Below are 20,521 nucleotides of genomic sequence, written 5' to 3'. Positions count from 1 at the left end.
AGACTATAGGGCTCTCTTGCCCTTTAACCTAAACCCTCTAAATTAATTTTCTCTTTCAATGCAACCCGTATTTGCCCGAACGAATACGGTAAAGCAGCAGATCAAGGCAATGCAATGGCTCAGGGGAAATTAGGTTATCTGTATTTGGCCGGACTTGGTGTTAATAAAGATGTTTCTAGGGCTTATGCGTGGTTGAAATTGGCTACTCTTAATAAAAATCAGCAAGCATCAAAGGAGCTTGCCCGGCTTGAACCTACTATGTCTTCTCAAGATAAAGAACGCGGTGAAGTGCTATACCAGCAAATGAAAAACAAGGAAAAATAGTCTTTATCCATGCGTATTTAAGCTTTCACCCAGTATAAGAGCAGACATTTTTCCCTGTTTATCTTTATTACGCTTCATGATGGTATAGTTAACGAGACTTAAGTCACCTATTCTGACCGTTGCAATAGTCATAAAATATTGACTTTCAATGGTAATTTGGTCACTGCGGATATTCAATTTTTCTAAAATAGGGTAGATCGCTTTAAGATCAGAAATACCTTTTTTTCCGCGTGCAGCTAATAACTCATGGACTTGCTCTTCATTGAGGCCGTTACCTAGTGTCATTAAAAGTTGTTTGGGTGCTGTATTTACATTAATTGGAGTTGATTCTGGTAGAGCTATGACATAAGGAAACAAGCGTTGATAGAGTTTGGCACTAACACCTTTAATTAATCTGAGCTCTGAGACACTCTGCATCGGTTGCTGGCTAGGGTAATAGCCAGGCTTTTTTCGTAAATAATAAGAAAAAAATTCATTACCAATTCCGGGCTGATAAGGCATCACCCAATTGGTTGTCGCTAAAGTAAGTTCTTTACGCTCATCTGGAGTCATTTGTGATGATATCGATTCTAGTAATTGTAGAAAGAGGGCCTGATATTTTTTATCGGTTAAATTATTTAAATTAAAGCGGGCTTGCAAATCATATAAGCCACCTTCAATTAGAGCTTCCGGATAGAGTTTTTGCAACTTGGTAGGAAAATTACTGACTTTGCCATAGATATCACCAACCAGGAAAGAAGTTTTCTTCGCGGTGAGTTTATCCATTGCCCAAAAACTTAGCGCCTGCGAAGCTAGATAGAGCTTATCACTGTTTATTGTCAAGCGAGTACGGTAAATATCAAGCTGCAAGCGAGTGCTCATTGCCGTAGCTGCTATTGCAACAAGAGTCATGATAAACAGTGCGGAAATAAGCGCACTTCCTTTATTTTTGGCAATATTAAGCACTATAAAGACCCTCCGGAATAATCAAAAGAAAACTCATTTTTCCCCAGGTTTTTAATGTTAGGGAAAGTTGAATTGCTTTTGGAAAAGGTTCTTTACGCTGGTTTTGCTGTAAGGCATTTGCAAACCATTCAGGCAATACTTGCAAGCTATGATTCAAATAGGCAAATTCACAGTCTTCCAGGCCATCAAGTAGTGATTGGTCTTCATAGTGACTACGCTCTACTGTATCAAGTGTTTCCCAACTTCTTCTTATCAGTTGATGTTTATCACATAAATAAGCGATGCGTTGAAGAGTACTACGTTTTTCAGCGGCTTCGGGATTTGCAACACCAGTGCGAGTAAATTCCAGATAGTGTGCTTGTCCTACAAAAGCAGGAAAAATATGCATGTCATTACCGCGGACAGATCTTTCTACAGCTTGTTTTGTATCTCGCTCAATCAGTGTGACTGCTAATTGCAAGGCATTCAATTGCTCCGCTTGATGTGCTACTTGCTTTTGAGTATGAAAGGCATTGTACATCGCAGAAGAACATAGGCTTGCCAGAATGGCAAAAACAACCAGTGCAATTAAAATTTCAAGAAGGGTAAAGCCCTGTTGTTTGATCATTTTTGTTGATACCGAAATGCGACTAATGGAGAGCCAAAGGGACCGGCCTGGTTTTTACTGACAGTGATGGTAAGTTGTTGCATAGATTTGATGGGTGTAGAATTAGCCTGGACACGCCAATACCATCGTTGACCAAGCATCGTAGTGACTTGGGTTACTTCCTGGCTGGTATTCACTTGTAATAAGCCTAGTTGAACTATAGCTACTCCTTGCATAGCCACCCAATGACTTATCGTTTTCTCTTTTATTCGTTGTGTATTGACTATATTTTGGGCAGATGATTTCAGCAAGGCGGTCAAGGCTATGCTAATAACCGCCAGGGCTAAAAGAACCTCAATCAAAGTAAAGCCTGTCTGACTTTTGTATTGATAAGAGCGCTTGGTCATGATGCTTGGGGTTTTAGGAGAATAAGCTGCCCATTGCGTTTACCAATCAGAGTAGCCAGTGCAGGCTTATCAGTTGTACCAAAACGCAATTTAAAGCTAGTTAAATTCCCGGAAGGGCTCATCATAATATCAGGCATCCGCGTATTATTTTTGAGTGGGCTTTGTAAATCAATGACAAGATTATTAGGAAAATGTTGCCAATGAAAAATGCTTTTTTCTGGCATAGCCTGCCATGTGTTTCCCTGTTGTAAACGATAGGTTTTATAACCTTGGTTATTAATATCAATACCTAAATTTTTTCCTTCGATAATGGATTGTTGTTGCACTAGCTTAAGATAAGCAGAAAACTGTTCTGCTGCAACGATAACGCGTCGGCTGGCGCCAAAATCGCCAAAAGCAAGTAAGGCAAAGCTTAGGGTGATGCTGACAATAAACAGCACCACTAAAATTTCAATGAGGGTAAAGCCACCCTTATTGCGCATCCCAATTACCTATTTCTGCATTAATACCGCTGCCTCCCTGCTGCCCATCAGCTCCTAAGGTAAAAATATCGATTTCACCATGCTCTCCAGGATTAAGATACAAATACTCACGCCCCCAAGGATCTTTAGGTATAGATTTTAGGTATTGTTTCCAATCGCGAGGAATAGGGTTAGAAGTAGGCTTTTCAACTAAGGCATGTAGACCCTGATCAGTACTGGGATAAATGCCATTATCCAATTTATATAGATCCATCGCATTTTGAATTGCAAGTACATCTTGTTTCGCTTTAACAACGCGAGCTTCATCCGGACGACTTATAATTTTAGGAACTACGATGGAAGCAAGAATACCCAGGATCACGACTACAACCATGATCTCAATTAAAGAAAAGCCACTTTGTCTATTCATAAAAAACTCCTCAATCAATTTGTTAGAGGCTGTTGACATTAACTTGAGTGATCATGGCTTGATTCTCCGAGCCTCGCAGCAAAGCGCAGTAAATCAAGGTATAAGCACCAAGGTTGTAGAAATGTAAATAACCCCTGGGCTGATTCTACTATAAGGTGAGGATGCACGATACAAAAAGGATCGCTGCTAATTCTTATCTGTACGTAAGTAATATTGACTAAGTAACAAGCTGCTCCATAGAAAATATGGGTAGGAGAGTGGCCAACACGATAAATAAAACAACCGCTCCCATGAGTAGAATGACTAGGGGCTCAAGAAGGGTTAATGCGGTATCAATGAGGCGTTTTACTTCACTATCAAGATGCGAAGCGGCACGTTCCATCATGACAGCTATTTGGCCGCTTTTTTCACCACTAGCAATTAAATGAGTTGCCATTGGACTCAAATAACTGGTTTCTTTTAATGCTTGACTGATAGCACTTCCTTCTCTGACCCTGATGGTGGCGAGATCGAATGCATTACGCATAACCAGGTTAGTTACCAGGCTTGCAGAAACACGCATGGTTTCAAGGACATTAACCCCGGCAGCAAATAAAATACTAAACGTGTGAATATAGCGTGCTACATTAATGGATTTAACCAAATAGGAGACAATAGGTAATTTTAACAACACCTGATGCCAGGCGGTACGTATTTTCAGATTATGAAGACTCTTTTTAAAGCCCGCCAGGAGAATAATAATGATCCCCAGACTAATTAATCCATAAGATTTAATGAAGCCGCTGAGGGTAATAAGCACTTTAGTCATATTCGGCAAAGATTGGCCACTATTGGTAAAGACTTCAATAATTTTTGGCACGACAAAAGCAAGCAAGAAACTAATGATCGCAGTTGATACAACAATCATCACGGAGGGATAAATAAGCGCCTGCTGAATTTTCTGTCTGGTTTCTTGTTGATTTTCAGTATATTGCGCCAATTTTTCTAATACGAGGTCTAAACGACCTGTTTGTTCACCTGCACCCACTGTTGCTCGATAAAGTTCTGGAAACGCATCTGGGAATTCACCCATTGCTTGTGCCAAAGCATATCCTTCAAGTACTTTGGAGCGTACACCGATAATTAATTCACGGACTTTATCTTTTTCGGTTTGCTCACTGACACCGCGCAAAGATTCTTCCACAGGAATACCGGCAGCAAGCAAGGTTGCTAATTGGCGAGTAAATAAGGACAAATCTTGAGCAGATAGCTTGCCTTTTCTACGTGATTGATGTTGCTTAACCAAAGCACGAATTTGTGTTGGAATTAAACCGCGCTCACGCAGTAATTGACGAGCCTGGCGTTCTGAATCAGCTTCAATAACACCTTTTGCAGTTGAACCGGCTTTATTTAGCGCTTGATAATGATAGGCGCCCATATTCACTACTATTAGTTTTAATAGGAAACAGTGTAATCTATTGGGTTTAGTAAGTCACTTAGGGTAGACTTGGTGGTGGTCAATCTTGGAGATGATAATGAACAAAGAAGTAATATACGACAAAATAAAAGCACACGATGCTAAATTTATTGATTTGCGATTTACAGATACACGAGGAAAAGAGCAACATATTACTATTCCTGTTGGGGCTGTAGATGATGATTTCCTTGAAAACGGTAAAATGATTGACGGATCATCTATCAAAGGTTGGCAAAAAATTCATCAGTCAGATCTAACTCTTATGCCTGATATGGATACAATCCTTCCTGATCCATTTTATCAGGATAATACATTGATTCTTCGTTGCAACGTAGTTGATCCGCAAACTATGTTAGGTTATGACCGTGATCCACGCTCCATAGCACAACGAGCAGAGGTTTATTTGCAATCGACCGGTATTGCAGATAAAGCTTTTTTTGGACCAGAGCCCGAATTTTTCCTATTTGACGATGTGCGCTGGGAAACAAACATGAGTGGGTCTTTTTATAAAGTGGATTCTGATGAGGCACATTGGAATTCTGGTAAAAATTTTGAAGGAGGCAATATTGGCCATCGGCCCGGTGTCAAAGGTGGTTATTTCCCCGTTCCACCAGTCGACTCATCACAGGATATCCGCTCTGCAATCTGTTTGACACTAGAGTCTTTAGGCATGGTTGTTGAAGCGCATCATCATGAAGTAGCTACCGGGAACCAATGTGAGGTAGCAACGCGTTTTAATAGCTTAACTAAAAAAGCCGACGAACTGCAAATTTTAAAATATGTTATCCATAACGTAGCTCATAATTATGGTAAAACAGCGACTTTCATGCCTAAACCTTTAGTGGGGGATAATGGTAATGGTATGCATTGTCACCAATCTTTAATGAAAGATGGAGTCAACTTGTTTACTGGTGATCAATATGCTGGTCTATCAGAAACAGCCCTCTATTACATTGGTGGTATTATCAAGCATGCAAGGGCGCTGAATGCTTTTACTAACCCGGCTACTAACAGTTATAAGCGCCTGGTTCCTGGTTTTGAGGCACCTGTTTTACTGGCTTATTCAGCTCGTAACCGTTCTGCAGCGATCCGTATTCCTCATATTAATAATCCGAAAGGTCGTCGTATTGAGGTACGTTTCCCGGATCCAATGGCTAACCCTTATCTTGCGTTTTCTGCAATGATGATGGCAGGATTGGATGGTATACAAAAGAAAATTCATCCAGGTCAGCCCATTGATAAAGATCTTTATGATCTTCCTCCTGAAGAATTGGTGGATGTACCTACGGTATGCGGTTCCCTCGAACAAGCTGTACAATATCTCTTAGAGGATCACGACTTTCTGTTGCAAGGTGATGTTTTTAGCCGCGATTTTATTAAGAGTTATATTTCTCTCCGCGAAGCTGAGATTGCACAAGTTAGAAGTCTTGTCCATCCTATTGAGTTTGAATTGTATTATAGTCTCTAAGAAGCCAGTACTAAGGTATTATTATCATCTTCATTCTGCTGACTGTCAGTTCTTTATAAATGCAGGTTTATAAATGAATTGACAGCACAGGCAGGATAGCCGTTCAATGCCATTCTTATGGGTTCCTCCAAGTTTTTTAATATTACCAGGTGTAATTGTTAACTCATTAAAGGGTAAAATCATTAAAATTGTTAATAAAACTCAATTCTTCACCTTGAAATTGCTGGCTGACGTCCACATATAAGTGGAATGAAATGTCCCCTGCAGCATCTAGGCAATAAAAAATAAAGGGGTAAATCTAATAACAATGCTCTTCGAAGCAATATTCGTGAGTATTCAGTAATAATTTTTTAATTTTTATGAGTCATGGGAGATTTATAAATGGTGGCTAAGCAACAAACTATGGGGTTCCAAACTGAAGTGAAACAGATGCTACATCTTGTTGTTCATTCACTTTACTCCAATAAGGAAATCTTTTTACGTGAATTAATCTCGAATGCATCAGATGCATTGGATAAACTTCGTTTCCTTGCTCTTGCCAATGCCTCTTTGTACGAAAAAGACTCTGATCTGCGTATCACTGTCGAATTCAATGAAAAGTTAAAAACAATCACTATTAAAGATAATGGTATTGGCCTAAGCTGGGATGAAGCGGTTGAAAACTTGGGTACTATTGCGAAGTCAGGAACCAAGGAATTTATGAGCCACTTAACGGGTGAACAAGCAAAAGACTCTCATCTGATTGGCCAATTCGGTGTTGGTTTTTATTCTGCGTTTATTGTGGCAGATAAGGTTACTGTTAAAAGCCGGCGTGCTGGCCTCAGCGCTGATGAAGGGATTGTCTGGCAATCCAATGGTGAAGGTGAGTTCACTATTGGACAGGAAAAGAGAAAGGAGCGGGGCACAGAAATTATTTTGCACTTGAAGGAAGATCAGGATGAATTTTTGAGTGATTGGCGTCTACGTAGCATTATCCATAAGTATTCGGATCATATTTGCTGGCCAATTATGATGAAAAAAATGGATGAAGTTGAGCAAAAAGAGAAAAAAGAGAAAGCAAGTGAAAGCCCTGATTTTGAAGCGGTTAATAAGGCAACGGCTTTATGGACGCTGCAAAAATCAGAAATCAGTGATGAAGATTATAAAACCCTCTATAAACATATCGCTCACGATTACCAGGATCCTTTAATCTGGTCCCATAACCATGTAGAAGGTAAACACGATTACATTAGTTTACTGTATATACCTGCAAATGCTCCCTTTGATTTATGGCAACAGGAAATGAAACACGGCCTAAAGCTATATGTGAAGCGTGTTTTTATTATGGATGATGCAACCCAATTTTTGCCACGCTATCTACGATTTGTTAAAGGAATTGTGGATGCCAGTGATTTGCCATTAAATGTTTCGCGTGAAATTCTACAAGATAATAAGCAGGTTGAGTCTATCAGAGCCGCATGTACTAAGCGTGTTTTGTCAATGCTGGATAAATTGAGTAAAGATGATCCGGAAAAATATCAACTTTTCTGGGAGCAATTTGGCCTGGCACTTAAGGAAGGACCGGTAGAGGATTATGCTAACCGGGAAGCAATCGCCAAATTATTGCGTTTTAGCAGCTCTACATCCAGCTCAGAAAAGCAGACAGTTACTTTGGATGACTATGTTTCACGCATGAAAGAGGGGCAGGATAAAATTTATTACATTACTGCAGCCAGCTATAATGCAGCCAAAAATAGCCCACATCTTGAGATTTTCAATAAAAAAGGTATTGAGGTTTTGCTCTTAAGTGATCGCATTGATGAGTGGTTAGTTAGTTATTTAAGTGAGTTTAATGGCAAGAAGTTGCAATCGATCAGTAAAGGCAAAGTCGATCTTCCAGCCGGTGATGACACGAGTGATACTCCACAAGCAAAAGAACAGGAAAAGGCTTTGGAGCCTATGCTCAGGCAAATTAAAGATGTTCTTGGAGAGCGCGTCAAAGAAGTACAATTCACTAACCGCTTGACCAGTTCACCTGCTTGTATTGTGGCTGATGAACAGGACATGGGTCTAGAAATGCAACGCATTTTGCAAGCAGCAGGGCAAAAGGTATCTGCGAGCAAACCCATTTTTGAAATAAATCCGGAACATGCTTTGATCAAACGCTTACATGGCATAACGGATGATGGGTTATTCGCTGAGTGGGTAGTGATGTTATTCGAGCAAGCAGTCCTTGCAGAAGGCGGCCAGCTTGAAAACCCTGCTGATTTTGTTAGTCGAGTGAATAAACTTTTGCTGGAAGTTTAATGGCAAGGTTAAAGGCCCGTTCAAGACGGGCTTTTTCCTATCTAATAGATTCACAGTCAGCTAGGCTTAGTTCTTTGAATCTCTTGAATTCTCTACTTCACCCTTAGTTATTGTTTTTTTCTTTGAGTTTGATGTCCGGTGAACCTGATTTTATTGAACACATTGATTAATAATTGAAAAAAAACTATAATTCCCAATTTTGGGAGTAGGTATGTTCGATCTTATTCAACTTTGGAAAAATACTTCTGTAGAAAGCGCGCCTGTACCTCAGCCTGTTACACGTAGTTATGCTCTTGACACTAAACCAGGAGCAATTAATTTTGATACAAATACAACACAGTCAAGTTTCCAATTTAAAAAATCACCAAACGTTGTTTTTGTAAAAAGTGTGAAAACTTTAGCACCTGCTAATTTATATGATGATTTGCCAGCAGTCACTCTGACGGATGAGGAAGAGACAGCACGTTTATTGGTGGTAGAAGAGCAAAAAAAGAAAAACTCCAAGTTTTACGATGGCCAACAAATGGTTATTACTGGGGTGGTCTATGATGAAGTCACGAATACAGTTTATATGGAAGCTAAAAGAGTTCCTTATTCTTTTATTGTCGCTTTATCAAGCAAGAAATTTCCGGAGCAGAGTGAGCTTTATAAACAGAGTTTTTTTAAGACAGGAGTTCTTGCTCCTTTAGTAACCAGTAATGGTAAAACGGTATTAATGCAGCGAGTCCAACTTGGTTTATATTCTGTTCCAGGCGGTTTTTTGGAAGCACAGGATGTTGAAAAAAAGCTGAATTTTGCTGATGGTCGAAATTTAGTTGTTGAAACAGCCAAGAGTGAAGTAACAGAAGAAATAGCAGGAATTGCAGGCAAAAAAGAATTACGCTTCGATTTTTCTCAGCCTGAAATCACAGCGCTCTCATTTCGAAAAACAGCCGGAAATCCAATAGGTACCGTGGAATTTGTTGCGCCGGTGCAAGCCAAGTGTCATAGTGCCTATATAAGCGAGTATGTAATACCTACGAATTCAGCTAAAGATGCTCGCGAACACTCCAGTAATCACGCCGTTATACCCTTAGATTCCCAAGACAGGGAAGCGCTATTGGCAACATTGCTAACTGGACCTGCTATTCTTCCTGGTGCGGCTCTACACCTACCAGTTGTACTGAGCTTGGCGAGCAAAGAAAATGCTGGTGCAATGATACCTTTACCACGAAGAATCCCGAATAGTGGTTCAATTGCGTGGCCATTAAGTATATTTTCAGCCAAGCCGGAAAAACCCTTGCCTTTAATTGACCAGGAAGCGGAAGTGAACGACACTGGTTTTAATTTAATTTCATAAGATTTAGACAATCCAAACAAAAAAAGGCTCGTTAATACGGGCCTTTTTTCAGAGTCTAATTGCAGTTTAGCTAACGGTATCACTCGTCTGTAAGACGAAAATATTTTGTGCCGAAATAACGCTGTAATTTTTTTCTGATAGTGCCACGGCTGATTCCAAGCATTTTTGCTGCTTGCAGTTGGTTACCACGACGTTTCTCCATAACAGCCTGAAGAAGAGGTGGCTCTACTTCAGAAAGAATCATGTCATAGAGATCATCAATGGACTTGCCTTTATTTTCAGCAAGAAAGCGAGTTACTAAACCATAAACCAAGTCTTGAAGACCTTGCTCTTGTTTTGTAGTTTGAGAAGATGTTTGTGTATCAATGACATTCATCGTAACTTCCTTATTTTGGTTAAATCATTCTATCCCAATACTTACACCATCAGGTGGAAGCAAGATTAATTGTACATGAAGGTTAATTGATAATCTACATAAATCTTAAGGTTCCCTTAATAATTGGTTGATTATCAGGCATACCGGGCTAAATATACGTTAATATACTGACTATTCTTACTATATTTTATGCAGAGTGATTTATTTCGGCTTTTACCAGCGTTATGAGCGAACAATCCGCTTGCTCAGAGGAAATGGAGATTTTTAAGCGTTTAAGACGCCTTAACATACGTTCTTTTACTTCAGTATCAATTAAAAGTTCACTCAAAGTACGAGTTAATTCTGTTGCATTGCAATCGTATTGTAATAATTCAGGAACTACCATCTCATTTTGCAACAGGTTACATAAGCCCAGGTATTTTACTTTGATTAATTTCATTGCTGCTATATAACTAATCATGGAGCTTTTATAGATAATGCACATGGGTTTTTCCAACAGTGCACACTCAAGAGAGGCTGTTCCCGAAGCTACCACGGCGCAATCGCTGCAAGCAATGACTTCTCTGGCATGCCCATGGATGAAAGAAACCCCAACCTTGCTTTTTGCAAAATAATCTTTTACAAGAGCAGGGTTCAGTGACCCTGCAATAGGAATAACAAAATGGATATTATCCTGCTGTTGGCTGAGCATTTCAGCGGTGGCAAGAAGTACGGGCATATGCCTTTCTATTTCATTATTCCTGCTCCCAGGTAGCATGGCAATTAAGCGTTTTTCAGCTGGTAAATTTAAATTTTCGCGGATATTTTTAATATCAGTGTAAGGGAGCATTTTATCGACAAGTGGATGACCCACGAAAGAAACAGGGACTCCCGCTTGCTGATAAAGTGTTTTTTCAAAGGGCAAGATAACAGCCATATGATCAACACAAGCACGAATAGTTTCAATCCGATTAGCTTTCCATGCCCAAATTTGGGGACTAATGTAATATAAGATGCGAGTACCAAGCTTTTTTTTGGCAAATTTTGCTAAACGCAAATTAAAGCCCGGGTAATCGACGAGAATTAACAAATCGGGTTTTACGGTTTGTAAATGCGCTTTGATTGCTTTGAATGCTTTGTTAATAACACGAAGATGACGAATAACTTCAGAAAGACCGGTAACACCAAAACGCGCCAGATCACTGATCAGTTGGACACCGGCTTCCTGCATATGCCTACCACCAATACCACTGATAGTAAGATTATTGTCCCAAGCGCGTAACTGTTGTGTCAGGACGGCCGCGTGCATATCGCCTGATTCCTCACCGGCAATAATGACAATATGCTTAGCTGACGACATGTCTTGCAACTAAGTGCTTATTAATCAAAGAAGTAATTTTTTCTGCTGTCGCAAGAGCTGCACGGCCTTCTTCGCCCGTAACAAGCGGTGCTGTATCTTTTTCAATACAATTTATAAAAGCCTTTATCTCTTCTAATAATGCATCACCTTTCTCAAATACTGATTGATGACGGGTAATTTCTGGGATACCAGGAAACATTTCACCCTCTCCTTTTTGAAAGACGGCAAATTGCTTATTATGGTAATCAATCGAAATATAAGAATTTGGTTGAAAGATCCTTGTTTTGCGTTCAGTCTTAAAACTGACACGACTGGCAGTGACATTGGCGACACAATGATTTTCAAAGGTAATTCTTGCATTCGCGATATCAATAGACTTGGAGAGAACGGGGGCTCCCTGTGCATCAATATTCACTATAGGACTATCCACAATAGTCTGAATAATATCGATATCATGAATCATTAAATCAAGAATAACATTAACATCAGTACCCCGTGGATTAAATGGGGCTAAACGATGAGACTCAATAAAAAGAGGGTGTTCTAGATGCTCGTCCAAGGCTAAGCGGGCAGAGTTGAAACGCTCTAAATGGCCAACCTGCAATTTGGCCTGATGTTTTTTCGCCAGGCTAATTAATTCACTGGCTTGCTCAACAGTTTCAGTGATTGGCTTTTCAATAAGTACATGAATACCTTGTTCCAGGCAATGTTTAGCGATTTCATAATGTTGATTAGTGGTTGCTGCAATGCTGACAGCGTCTACTTTATCAAATAAATCTCGATAATCCTGGTAAGCGGGTACTTGTAGCTCCTGAGCAACCGCTTCGCTGGTTGTTTTATTCGCATCACAAACAGCTACCAATTCTGCATTTGGCAGCATGAGGTATTTTTGAGCATGAAAACGCCCTAAATAACCAACTCCAATAACAGCACATTTTAACTTAGCCATAAGACAACAATTGCCAATAATTTGCGCGCATGATCGCATTTCCTGGCGGATAAATCAATTTTAAATGGTTGGAGCTTGATATAAAAAGAAATAATGGGATTTTTAAAGGAGTTTTTACACGAATGCATAGCTTTTATATGAGATCTCGCTAAACTATCGCTTTTTATTGAACCTCAGGATAAGGGCGTTATGGAGAAATGCATTGCCGGTGTTGATGAAGTCGGTCGTGGTCCTTTAGCCGGCGCAGTTGTTACTGCTGCTGTGATTTTACACCGGCCGATCGAAGGAGTGACTGATTCTAAAAAGTTAAGTGCAGCAAAACGTAAGCAATTGGCAGAGAGAATAAAGAATGAGGCGCGATGTTTTGCCTACGGCCGTGCTGAAGTGGAAGAAATTGATCAATTAAATATCCATCATGCTACTTTACTTGCTATGAAACGCGCCATAGAGGCGTTAACAATAAAACCTGATGAGATTTTGGTGGATGGCTTATACATTCCTTCTGTTACTATTCCTTGTCAGGCCATTGTCAAAGGAGACAGTTTGATTCAGGCTATTGGGGCGGCTTCCATTTTAGCCAAAGTACTGCGTGATGAAGAAATGGAAAAAATGGAGCTGGTTTATCCCGGCTATGGTTTTGCTATCCATAAAGGGTATGCAACGGAGATGCACCGCAAGCTTCTTCAGGAAAAGGGCCCCTGCGCTATCCACCGTAAAAGTTATGCGCCAGTTTCCTCAAAATTGCTCTCCGCCTAATAGCCAACCCTGGCATTTATCCGGGTTAACGCTGCCAAAACAGACTAGGGGCTGTGAAACATTGCGCTGGTTTGATTAATTATGGATTAATTTCGATCATTGCAGCAGGGCATACGCCTTAGCATGTGAGCAATGAAACGCTGGAAATCAAGCCATAAGCGTCAAAGAGAGTAGAAGTATAAAGGGTCCCTACATGCTATTAAACAAAATACGATGTGAACTAATGGACATTAATATACCAAAGCTTGTGAGGAAGGTAACCATCGCAGTACCACCATAGCTTACTAAGGGCAGGGGAATACCAACAACGGGCAAAATACCCATAACCATGCCAATATTTACAAAGGCAGATAAGAAAAAGGTCATTGCCAAAGAGGCTGCTAATAAACGTGTAAAGCTTGTTTGCGCTTGTTTTGCTATATAAAGACCCCGCAAAGAGATAAGAATAAACAGAATAATAAGAATACTACTGCCTACAAAACCAAACTCTTCACCACTAACAGCAAAAATAAAATCAGTCGCATGTTCGGGTAAAAAATTAAGATGTGACTGGCTCCCTTCAAGCCAGCCTTTACCGAATGCGCCTCCTGAGCCAATCGCAATTTTTGACTGGATAATGTGGTAGCCAGATCCTAAGGGATCTTGCTCCGGATTAAGAAGAGTAAAAATTCGTTGTTTTTGGTAATCATGCATGAAATGCCAAAGTAAAGGGGTAGCAAGCCCTATCAAGGTAGTGAGTGCCAGAAGGACATGCATACTGATTCCTGCTAAAAAGACAACGCTTAGGCCAGCTGCTGCAACCATAATCGCAGTGCCTAAATCAGGTTGTTTAGCAATTAATAGGGTAGGGATAAAAATTATGAGAGCAGCTATTATCAGTGATTTGATATCAATAGGGATTGCTTTGCGGTCAAAGTACCAGGCTGTCATCATAGGAATCGCCAGCTTCATGATTTCTGAAGGTTGAAAACGAAATAAGCCTAAATCCAGCCAACGCTGGGCTCCTTTACCAATTTTTCCTATTAGCATCACTGCTATCAAAAGTCCTAAGCCAACACCAAAAATCCAAGGGGTCCAGATTTTATATTTATGTGGGGGTATGACAGCAAAAAGCATCATAATTGCCAAAGCAAAAACCAGTCGGAGTGATTGGCGGAGCACCATACTTAAATTTTGGTTAGAAGCGCTATAAAGAATAAGCATGCCAAAGGCAATTAAAGCTAAAAGCAGGCCAAGTAAAGGTAAATCAATGTGTAATGATTTAGCTGTTAATCGATAGACAGGCCGTACATGACTTGATTTCATGATTTTGCATCACTTTTTTTGAGTTCAAAATAAGCATCCAAGACCTTGCGAGCCACGTTAGAGGCAGCAACATCATTTTCTACCATAACTGCAATTGCTATTTCAGGATCTTCAACAGGGGAAAAGGCAATGAAGAGCGAATGATCTCTTAGAAACTCGGGAATTTCTCCCCCTTCTCGCGCTTTTTCATAGTGCCGCCCACCAAATACTTGTGCTGTGCCTGTTTTTGCTGCAACAGAGTAAGGAGCATTTCTACCAAAACGGTAACCAGTTCCTTCGTTACTAACGATGACAGACTGCATTGCATCAGCAATCACAGTCCAGTAGCTATCATCTTTCAGGCGCATTGGGTACTCTTCCAATACCTGATATTCATGCGTTTCACCACGATCACTTTGAACGGATCTTTGCAAAAGGTGGGGTCTATAGCGTTTACCTTTTTGGCTTAAAGAAGCTGTTGCATTAGCCAACTGAACGGGAGAAACTAACATAAAGCCTTGTCCAATAGAGGTAATAACCGTATCACCTGGGTACCAGGGAACACCTTTAGTTTGCCTTTTCCAGTGTTTGTTAGGTAAGAGTCCGGGGGCTTCCTCATGAAGATCAATATGAGTCAATTGACCAAAACCAAACTGACTTAATATATCTTCCATGGCTGCAATACCCATTTTATGACCTAATTGATAAAAATAAGTATCGCAAGAAACAGTAATTGCGCGCTTTAAATTGATGACACCGTGACCAGTCTTTTTCCAATCTCGATAAGCATGGCTGACACCGGGCAATCTAAACCAGCCTGGATCATAAATACTGTAATGTGTATCAACAACACCTTTTTCCAAGCCGGCAAGCCCCATAAAAGGCTTGATAGTAGAGGCTGGCGGATATAGTCCTCGAACAGCACGATTATAAAGAGGTCTATCACGTGCATTAGACAATTTTTGATAGTCGCTAGCATTAATTCCGTTAACAAAAGCGTTAGGATCAAAACTTGGAGCACTAACCATTGTTAAAATATCGCCGCCGTGTGTACTCATAGCAACTACAGCACCGCGTTTATCTTTCATTGCTTCATAGGCAACTTTCTGCAAACGCGAGTCAATTGTTAAATAGAGTTTTTCACCAGAAACAGGGTTTTGCTTATTAACAATTCGTAGAGTCCTGCCACTAACATCTGTTTCTACCTGCTGATAGCCCACTTCACCATGAAGGATATTTTCATAAAATTTTTCAATCCCTGCTTTTCCAATGAAATTTGTGGCGCGATAATTGGTTGGATCAACTTGACGTAATTCCTGTACATTGATACGTCCTACATAGCCAAGAAGATGTGCCGTTATTTCCCCTTGTGGATAAAAACGCATTAATCTTGCTTTAATACTTACTCCGGGAAACTGATATTGATTCGTAGCAAAAAGAGCAACTTCTTCTTGTGTTAGTTTAAGTTTAAGAGGAATGGGGACGAAAGAACGATTTTGCTTACGAGCCCGTTTAAAATTATCAATATCATCATCCGTAATTGATGGAAGAAGCATTCTTAATTTTTCAATGGTTATATTTAAATCTTTAACGCGTTCTGGAATGACCTCCAAAACGTAGACAGGGATATTTTCAGCAAGAACAACTCCATTTTTATCGAGAATAATTCCCCGCGGAGGTGCGATAGGAATGATACCCATCTGATTTTTCAGGGATAAAGTCTCATATCGTTTAAATTCTGATATTTGCAAATAAGCCAGGCGTAAAATCAATATAAATGACAAGGTAATGATCAACGCGACAAGTAAATTCAATCGGGATCGATGGATGTGTGACTCCACACGGTCATTTTTTACAGCTCTATTTAAACGCATGTTTTTCTATTGCTAATAAGGTGGCAAGAACACAGGACATCTTATCTTAAAACCTCATTTGTGGTAAGGGTGGTTATGAATTATTGACCAGGCTCGATAAAGTGCCTCTAATAGAACGATACGTACAAGAGGATGAGGAAGCGTCAATTGTGATAAAGACCAACGCTCATTACTCCGAGCAATGACAGATGGAATTAATCCCTCAGGCCCACCAATAAGAAAGCAGAGATGGCTAGTAATTTGCTGTAATTGTTCAAGTTTTAAAGCAAGCTTTTCACTGGTGAAGCTGTTTCCATTGATTTCTAATGCAATAATACGTGCATTAGAGGGAATTGCAGCACTAATCAGGGCCGCCTCCTTTTCTAAAATGCGTGTCAAATCAGTAGACTTACCCCGTTTTGCCAGCGGAATTTCAACCAAATTAAAGCTAACATAATCTTGCAGTCGCTTTGAGAATTCAGCGACGGCCGTGTTAACCCAGGACGGCATCTTATTACCACAGGCAATGAGGGTAATTTTGAACATGCGTTATTTGCTAGGAGGAGTAGTTTGCCAAAGCCCTTCAAGATTATAGAATGCACGGCTATCAGGCTGCATGACATGTAAAACAAAATCACCAAAATCGATCAAGGCCCATTCACCAGATTCAAGGCCATTTTGACTCAAGGAAGGTAATCCGGCAGCTTTCATCTGTTCTATGACAAGCTCGGCGATCGCTTTAACGTGCCGGGAAGAACGGCCGCTGCATATGATCATATAGTCAGTCACTGAAGTCTGGTTTTTTACATCAATAACTACCACATCGATTGCTTGGATATCATCCAAGGATTTAAGCAGTTGCTTTAAAAACAATTGTTGCTCAGACATAAAAGCTGAAATCTCTTTCAAAAAGGGGAGAATGATAGCAGTAATTCAAAAAACTCTCAAAGAATAGTTGTTGTCGAAAAAAATTCTTATGTAATCAGTCACCTTTTCCTGCACTGTCAATGATATCCGTTTATACTATAGATAAATGACATGGATGATGAGGGTCCTTATGAGATTATTACCCTTCAAGAAATCCTCTGCTGTATCAATTGGTGTAGAACTTGAATTTCAGATTGTTGCACCGCACGCCTATAGCTTGGTTTCACGTGCAAAAGATTTAATCAGAAATTTAAGAGAAAGCCCTCATCGCCCCAGAATAACACCAGAAATTACCCAAAGCATGATTGAAATTAACTCCTCAATTCATCATTCACCACAAGCGATGTTAGAGGAGTTAACCCACTTACAACAATTTCTCCTGGATCAGGCTGCTGAGATGCATATTGCTATTTGTGGTGGTGGAACGCATCCTTTCCAAAGATGGACTATGCAAAAAATATTTCCAACTATAAGATATAGGAAATTATCGAGAAAATATCGCTACTTATCCAAACGGTCAACGGTTTTTGGTCAGCATATTCATATCGGTTGTACCCAAGCGGAAGATGCTTTGTATCTTACTCATGCTTTAGCAAGATATGTTCCGCAGTTTATTGCTATTTGTGCTTCTTCGCCCTTTTATCAAGGCATTGATACAGGCTACTGTTCATCACGCTCGACAATTTTTAATGCTTTTCCGCTCAGTGGCGTCATTCCCTACCTGATAAATTGGCGTGAATTTTCCGACTACTACTATAAAATGCGTAAATTGGGAATTATAGCCAGTATGAAAGATTTTTATTGGGATATTAGGCCTAAACCTGAGTTTGGCACAGTGGAAATTCGTGTTTGTGATACACCGTTGACTATTCGAAAAGCAGTTTTAATCATTGCTTATATTCAAGCTCTGAGTCTTTATCTCCTGGAGGAAAGACCCATACAAGTTAGCCATGATTTATACTATCTCTATAATCATAACCGTTTTCAGGCTAGTCGCTATGGTTTTGAAGGTGATTTTATTAATCCTTATACCATGCAACATAGTTTGATTATTGATGATTTAATTGAAACAGTTAAAAAAATTGAGAACTATACCTTGCAGTTAGGAAATTCAGACTATGTTGCTCTGTTGGTAAATGATGCAGAGAAGAACATCAATGATGCGGCCTTATTAAGACAGGTTTTTAAGCAAGAAGGCTCTTTACCTAAGGTTGTAGCAGCGCAATGCCTTATGTGGGCTGAATAAATTGAGATAACTATTTAAGGATCATCGGAGGATAGGATGTTTAAGCTCATTGATAATCCAGAAACGATGGCCAAACTTCCAGAGTTAGAAGAGACCAACTTAGCCAATTACCTGGATCGTCAAGAGTTGGAAATTTTATTAAATAATGGTCAAATCCACAGTTTTTCTACAGGTGATATAATCCTGCAACAAGGAAAAAAAGCAGAAGGAATTTACATTATTATTAGCGGTAATGTAGTGGTTTCTGCGCGCTTAATGGGGCAGGGAATTACTAATATAGAAGTACTAAAACCAGGTAATTTTTTGAATGAGATAAGTTTTATTGAGAAAGGACCTTGTCCTACTTCTTATGTCGCAAGTAATAATGTGCAGTGTTTATTTATCAATTCTGTCCATTTTGAGATGTTATCTCTCTATTTCCCGGAAACAAAATACAAAATATTGTATGCAATTACGAAACAAATCTGTTCTCGTTTAAAAGCAATGCATGGCAAAGTTACAACGCTTATTACGCAATCTGAAATACCTGGTTTATCTTTTTTGGGACGTGTAGTTGATTCATTTAATCAACCAAAGCAAGTTGCCTCAATCAACGAATCCATGTTGGAACGCTTACAAAAAAAATCCTTGTTTAAATCATTTAATAAAGATGAATTGCATGAATTATTTCAACATGCAATTCTCCTGGAAGCAGCAAAAAATTGCAAATTGATTCATGTAGGGGAAAAAAACGCTTCCTGCTATATAGTCATACAGGGAGCGGTCCAATCAAGTATTATGCAAGATAATAAACTGGCCAAACTATCGGTTATTGGCCCAGGAGCCTTATTTGCCAGCATAGCCTGTATCGATAATGACTCTTCTTTTACGATAACTTTTGTTACTTGTGAACAGGCAATCTTGCTCAAAATATCAGAATCCGAATTGGATGCAATACGCAACAATAATCCGCGACTTTGGTATAAATTATTTGATTTGATTTGCCTATCTCTGGCCGCGTTGGAAAAATCCATTAATAAATTGGATGTGAGATTGCATATTGAAACATATAACAGGTAAAAAATATGTGTAGAATATTATCTTATCTTGGCAAACCAATTGTTGTTGAAGAATTGCTTTATAAGCCTGATAACTCGTTTATTAAGCAAAGTTATCATCCTAAGTACATGTCTCATTTGTTGAATCTAGCTGGTTTTGGGATGGCTGCATGGGATGGCATGTCGCACAATCCGACACAACCCTATCTCTATAAAACTCCGCAACTGCCTTTCTATGATGAAAACCTGCGTAACCTGGCAGCGAAAATTTCACCTCATTGTCTTCTAGCTCATCTAAGGGGGGTTTCTTATCATGAAAAACAGGTTGTGTCTAATCAAAATGTACATCCCTTTGTGTACGCTGGCTCAAATGTAGCATTGGCGCATAATGGGGCACTTAGTAATTTTAATACGATGCGTTATGATTTGTTAGAGTACATTAGTCCGGAATATAAAAAAGATATTAATGGCACTACGGATAGTGAATGGATTTATGCCATCTTTTTATCACAATTATCAACCTTAGATGGCCACTATAAGACAGAAGAAATAATAAAAGCCATTATTGAAACCTTAAAAATACTGCAGCGTGTTCGCTCTAAGAAAAATATAAAAGTCAATTCGCCAGTGAATCTTTTTATAACGAACGGTGAATTTATTGCTGCAACCCGGTTTGTATTGGACTATGGTTGGCAACCAGAAGACGCTTTGCCTTCTGCCCATTCTGGTGTCTACCACTCTCTATGGTATACCTATGGCGAGAGTTATGGCTTCTATGACAATGAATATAAAATGAAAGGGGGCAGTATAAAATCTAGTATTATTATTGCTTCTGAGCCGTTAACTGAAGATACCACGACATGGCTTGAAGTCCCTGAATACACGCTTGTTGTAGCTCGCCACGAGCAGGGAGAAATTAAAATCGTCTCACAAGATATTAATTTATAATACAATGAATACAATGAGTTAGTGCTACTTAGTTTCAGAAACAATCAACACTCTAGTTAATTTTGTCTATTTCCAATACCATTATTTATGCAGTTCAACTATTA

Annotated in this window: 21 protein-coding genes; 8 read left to right on the top strand and 13 right to left on the bottom strand. The window is 39.5% G+C overall.

All coding sequences use genetic code 11. The features are described 5' to 3' along the window. Positions 1–114: 114 nt before the first annotated feature. Positions 115–324, top strand: a complete 210-nt coding sequence (locus tag Lfee_RS02730; RefSeq protein WP_058443751.1) for an SEL1-like repeat protein — start codon at positions 115–117, stop codon at positions 322–324. A 3-nt stretch (positions 325–327) separates the two neighbouring features. Here Lfee_RS02730 and gspK read toward each other — a convergent pair whose 3' ends face one another. The 6 genes from gspK to lspF form a co-directional block, all read right to left on the bottom strand. Further along, the gene (gspK, locus tag Lfee_RS02725) at positions 328–1,269 is read right to left on the bottom strand and encodes a type II secretion system minor pseudopilin GspK (RefSeq protein ID WP_156413352.1); all 942 of its coding nucleotides are present in this window, start codon (positions 1,267–1,269) and stop codon (positions 328–330) included. After that, a complete protein-coding gene (lspJ, locus tag Lfee_RS02720) occupies positions 1,262–1,876 on the bottom strand; it encodes a GspJ family T2SS minor pseudopilin variant LspJ (protein ID WP_058443749.1) in 615 nt (204 codons plus the stop codon). The genes gspK and lspJ overlap by 8 nt, the downstream gene beginning before the upstream one ends. Continuing rightward, entirely contained in the window at positions 1,873–2,262 is a 390-nt protein-coding gene (gene lspI, locus Lfee_RS02715) for a GspI family T2SS minor pseudopilin variant LspI (protein WP_058443748.1), read from the bottom strand. Before lspI ends, lspJ begins: the two co-directional genes overlap by 4 nt. Then, positions 2,259–2,744, bottom strand: a complete 486-nt coding sequence (gene gspH / locus Lfee_RS02710) for a type II secretion system minor pseudopilin GspH (protein WP_058443747.1) — start codon at positions 2,742–2,744, stop codon at positions 2,259–2,261. The genes lspI and gspH overlap by 4 nt, the downstream gene beginning before the upstream one ends. Then, positions 2,734–3,153 (bottom strand): GspG family T2SS major pseudopilin variant LspG, encoded by a 420-nt coding sequence (gene lspG, locus Lfee_RS02705; protein WP_058443746.1) that lies wholly within the window; start codon positions 3,151–3,153, stop codon positions 2,734–2,736. The genes gspH and lspG overlap by 11 nt, the downstream gene beginning before the upstream one ends. Positions 3,154–3,370: 217 nt before the next feature. After that, complete coding sequence (lspF, locus tag Lfee_RS02700; protein WP_058443745.1) at positions 3,371–4,570, bottom strand: GspF family T2SS innner membrane protein variant LspF; 1,200 nt, start codon at positions 4,568–4,570, stop codon at positions 3,371–3,373. A gap of 97 nt (positions 4,571–4,667) precedes the next feature. Here lspF and glnA point away from each other — a divergent pair, with 97 nt between their 5' ends. The 3 genes from glnA to Lfee_RS02685 all read left to right on the top strand — a co-directional run bounded on the left by glnA (position 4,668) and on the right by Lfee_RS02685 (position 9,702). After that, positions 4,668–6,077, top strand: coding sequence for a type I glutamate--ammonia ligase (glnA, locus tag Lfee_RS02695; RefSeq protein WP_058443744.1), 1,410 nt, complete (start codon positions 4,668–4,670; stop codon positions 6,075–6,077). Positions 6,078–6,458: 381 nt separating this feature from the next. Further along, the gene (gene htpG, locus Lfee_RS02690; protein ID WP_058443743.1) at positions 6,459–8,363 is read left to right on the top strand and encodes a molecular chaperone HtpG; all 1,905 of its coding nucleotides are present in this window, start codon (positions 6,459–6,461) and stop codon (positions 8,361–8,363) included. A 211-nt stretch (positions 8,364–8,574) separates the two neighbouring features. After that, the gene (locus tag Lfee_RS02685) at positions 8,575–9,702 is read left to right on the top strand and encodes a hypothetical protein (RefSeq protein ID WP_058443742.1); all 1,128 of its coding nucleotides are present in this window, start codon (positions 8,575–8,577) and stop codon (positions 9,700–9,702) included. A 79-nt stretch (positions 9,703–9,781) separates the two neighbouring features. Here Lfee_RS02685 and Lfee_RS02680 read toward each other — a convergent pair whose 3' ends face one another. The 3 genes from Lfee_RS02680 to Lfee_RS02670 form a co-directional block, all read right to left on the bottom strand. After that, a complete protein-coding gene (locus tag Lfee_RS02680; RefSeq protein WP_058443741.1) occupies positions 9,782–10,078 on the bottom strand; it encodes a helix-turn-helix domain-containing protein in 297 nt (98 codons plus the stop codon). 187 nt (positions 10,079–10,265) lie between these two features. After that, positions 10,266–11,417 carry a lipid-A-disaccharide synthase gene (gene lpxB / locus Lfee_RS02675; RefSeq protein ID WP_058443740.1) on the bottom strand — a complete coding sequence of 384 codons (1,152 nt, stop codon included), beginning with the start codon at positions 11,415–11,417 and terminating at the stop codon, positions 10,266–10,268. After that, positions 11,404–12,366, bottom strand: a complete 963-nt coding sequence (locus tag Lfee_RS02670) for a Gfo/Idh/MocA family protein (protein WP_058443759.1) — start codon at positions 12,364–12,366, stop codon at positions 11,404–11,406. Before Lfee_RS02670 ends, lpxB begins: the two co-directional genes overlap by 14 nt. 189 nt (positions 12,367–12,555) lie before the next feature. On the opposite strand from Lfee_RS02670, the gene rnhB reads away from it, so the two are divergent. Then, a complete protein-coding gene (gene rnhB, locus Lfee_RS02665; protein WP_058443739.1) occupies positions 12,556–13,122 on the top strand; it encodes a ribonuclease HII in 567 nt (188 codons plus the stop codon). Positions 13,123–13,311: 189 nt separating this feature from the next. Here rnhB and rodA read toward each other — a convergent pair whose 3' ends face one another. Genes rodA through rsfS form a run of 4 tightly spaced genes read right to left on the bottom strand, consistent with a single transcriptional unit; the run spans position 13,312 to position 17,147 of the window. Continuing rightward, the gene (gene rodA, locus Lfee_RS02660; RefSeq protein ID WP_058443738.1) at positions 13,312–14,427 is read right to left on the bottom strand and encodes a rod shape-determining protein RodA; all 1,116 of its coding nucleotides are present in this window, start codon (positions 14,425–14,427) and stop codon (positions 13,312–13,314) included. Then, positions 14,424–16,280 (bottom strand): penicillin-binding protein 2, encoded by a 1,857-nt coding sequence (gene mrdA, locus Lfee_RS02655; protein WP_058443737.1) that lies wholly within the window; start codon positions 16,278–16,280, stop codon positions 14,424–14,426. Before mrdA ends, rodA begins: the two co-directional genes overlap by 4 nt. A gap of 54 nt (positions 16,281–16,334) precedes the next feature. Beyond that, positions 16,335–16,805, bottom strand: a complete 471-nt coding sequence (rlmH, locus tag Lfee_RS02650) for a 23S rRNA (pseudouridine(1915)-N(3))-methyltransferase RlmH (protein WP_058443736.1) — start codon at positions 16,803–16,805, stop codon at positions 16,335–16,337. 3 nt (positions 16,806–16,808) lie between these two features. Next, on the bottom strand, positions 16,809–17,147 hold the full coding sequence (gene rsfS / locus Lfee_RS02645; RefSeq protein WP_058443735.1) for a ribosome silencing factor: 339 nt from the start codon (positions 17,145–17,147) through the stop codon (positions 16,809–16,811). Between the two features lie 169 nt (positions 17,148–17,316). On the opposite strand from rsfS, the gene Lfee_RS02640 reads away from it, so the two are divergent. Genes Lfee_RS02640 through Lfee_RS02630 form a run of 3 tightly spaced genes read left to right on the top strand, consistent with a single transcriptional unit; the run spans position 17,317 to position 20,417 of the window. Further along, on the top strand, positions 17,317–18,432 hold the full coding sequence (locus Lfee_RS02640) for a YbdK family carboxylate-amine ligase (RefSeq protein WP_058443734.1): 1,116 nt from the start codon (positions 17,317–17,319) through the stop codon (positions 18,430–18,432). 36 nt (positions 18,433–18,468) lie between these two features. Then, the gene (locus tag Lfee_RS02635; protein WP_058443733.1) at positions 18,469–19,491 is read left to right on the top strand and encodes a cyclic nucleotide-binding domain-containing protein; all 1,023 of its coding nucleotides are present in this window, start codon (positions 18,469–18,471) and stop codon (positions 19,489–19,491) included. A 5-nt stretch (positions 19,492–19,496) separates the two neighbouring features. Next, complete coding sequence (locus Lfee_RS02630) at positions 19,497–20,417, top strand: class II glutamine amidotransferase (protein WP_058443732.1); 921 nt, start codon at positions 19,497–19,499, stop codon at positions 20,415–20,417. Positions 20,418–20,521 lie beyond the last annotated feature (104 nt).

It is taken from the genome of Legionella feeleii, assembly GCF_001467625.1.
In the GTDB taxonomy this organism is placed as follows: domain Bacteria; phylum Pseudomonadota; class Gammaproteobacteria; order Legionellales; family Legionellaceae; genus Tatlockia; species Tatlockia feeleii.
Note: the sequence above shows the minus strand (reverse complement) of the source record. Positions and strands in the feature narration are given on the sequence as shown.

Coding starts and splice junctions, on each gene's coding strand:
- Lfee_RS02640 (WP_058443734.1), top strand. CDS start 17,317: ATGAGATTATTACCCTTCAAGAAATCCTCTGCTGTATCAATTGGTGTA.
- lpxB (WP_058443740.1), bottom strand. CDS start 11,417: ATGTCGTCAGCTAAGCATATTGTCATTATTGCCGGTGAGGAATCAGGC.
- rnhB (WP_058443739.1), top strand. CDS start 12,556: ATGGAGAAATGCATTGCCGGTGTTGATGAAGTCGGTCGTGGTCCTTTA.
- lspJ (WP_058443749.1), bottom strand. CDS start 1,876: ATGATCAAACAACAGGGCTTTACCCTTCTTGAAATTTTAATTGCACTG.
- Lfee_RS02685 (WP_058443742.1), top strand. CDS start 8,575: ATGTTCGATCTTATTCAACTTTGGAAAAATACTTCTGTAGAAAGCGCG.
- rsfS (WP_058443735.1), bottom strand. CDS start 17,147: ATGTCTGAGCAACAATTGTTTTTAAAGCAACTGCTTAAATCCTTGGAT.
- Lfee_RS02680 (WP_058443741.1), bottom strand. CDS start 10,078: ATGAATGTCATTGATACACAAACATCTTCTCAAACTACAAAACAAGAG.
- Lfee_RS02730 (WP_058443751.1), top strand. CDS start 115: ATGGCTCAGGGGAAATTAGGTTATCTGTATTTGGCCGGACTTGGTGTT.
- htpG (WP_058443743.1), top strand. CDS start 6,459: ATGGTGGCTAAGCAACAAACTATGGGGTTCCAAACTGAAGTGAAACAG.
- mrdA (WP_058443737.1), bottom strand. CDS start 16,280: ATGCGTTTAAATAGAGCTGTAAAAAATGACCGTGTGGAGTCACACATC.
- rodA (WP_058443738.1), bottom strand. CDS start 14,427: ATGAAATCAAGTCATGTACGGCCTGTCTATCGATTAACAGCTAAATCA.
- rlmH (WP_058443736.1), bottom strand. CDS start 16,805: ATGTTCAAAATTACCCTCATTGCCTGTGGTAATAAGATGCCGTCCTGG.
- Lfee_RS02630 (WP_058443732.1), top strand. CDS start 19,497: ATGTGTAGAATATTATCTTATCTTGGCAAACCAATTGTTGTTGAAGAA.
- glnA (WP_058443744.1), top strand. CDS start 4,668: ATGAACAAAGAAGTAATATACGACAAAATAAAAGCACACGATGCTAAA.
- lspF (WP_058443745.1), bottom strand. CDS start 4,570: ATGGGCGCCTATCATTATCAAGCGCTAAATAAAGCCGGTTCAACTGCA.
- Lfee_RS02635 (WP_058443733.1), top strand. CDS start 18,469: ATGTTTAAGCTCATTGATAATCCAGAAACGATGGCCAAACTTCCAGAG.
- gspH (WP_058443747.1), bottom strand. CDS start 2,744: ATGCGCAATAAGGGTGGCTTTACCCTCATTGAAATTTTAGTGGTGCTG.
- lspI (WP_058443748.1), bottom strand. CDS start 2,262: ATGACCAAGCGCTCTTATCAATACAAAAGTCAGACAGGCTTTACTTTG.
- Lfee_RS02670 (WP_058443759.1), bottom strand. CDS start 12,366: ATGGCTAAGTTAAAATGTGCTGTTATTGGAGTTGGTTATTTAGGGCGT.
- lspG (WP_058443746.1), bottom strand. CDS start 3,153: ATGAATAGACAAAGTGGCTTTTCTTTAATTGAGATCATGGTTGTAGTC.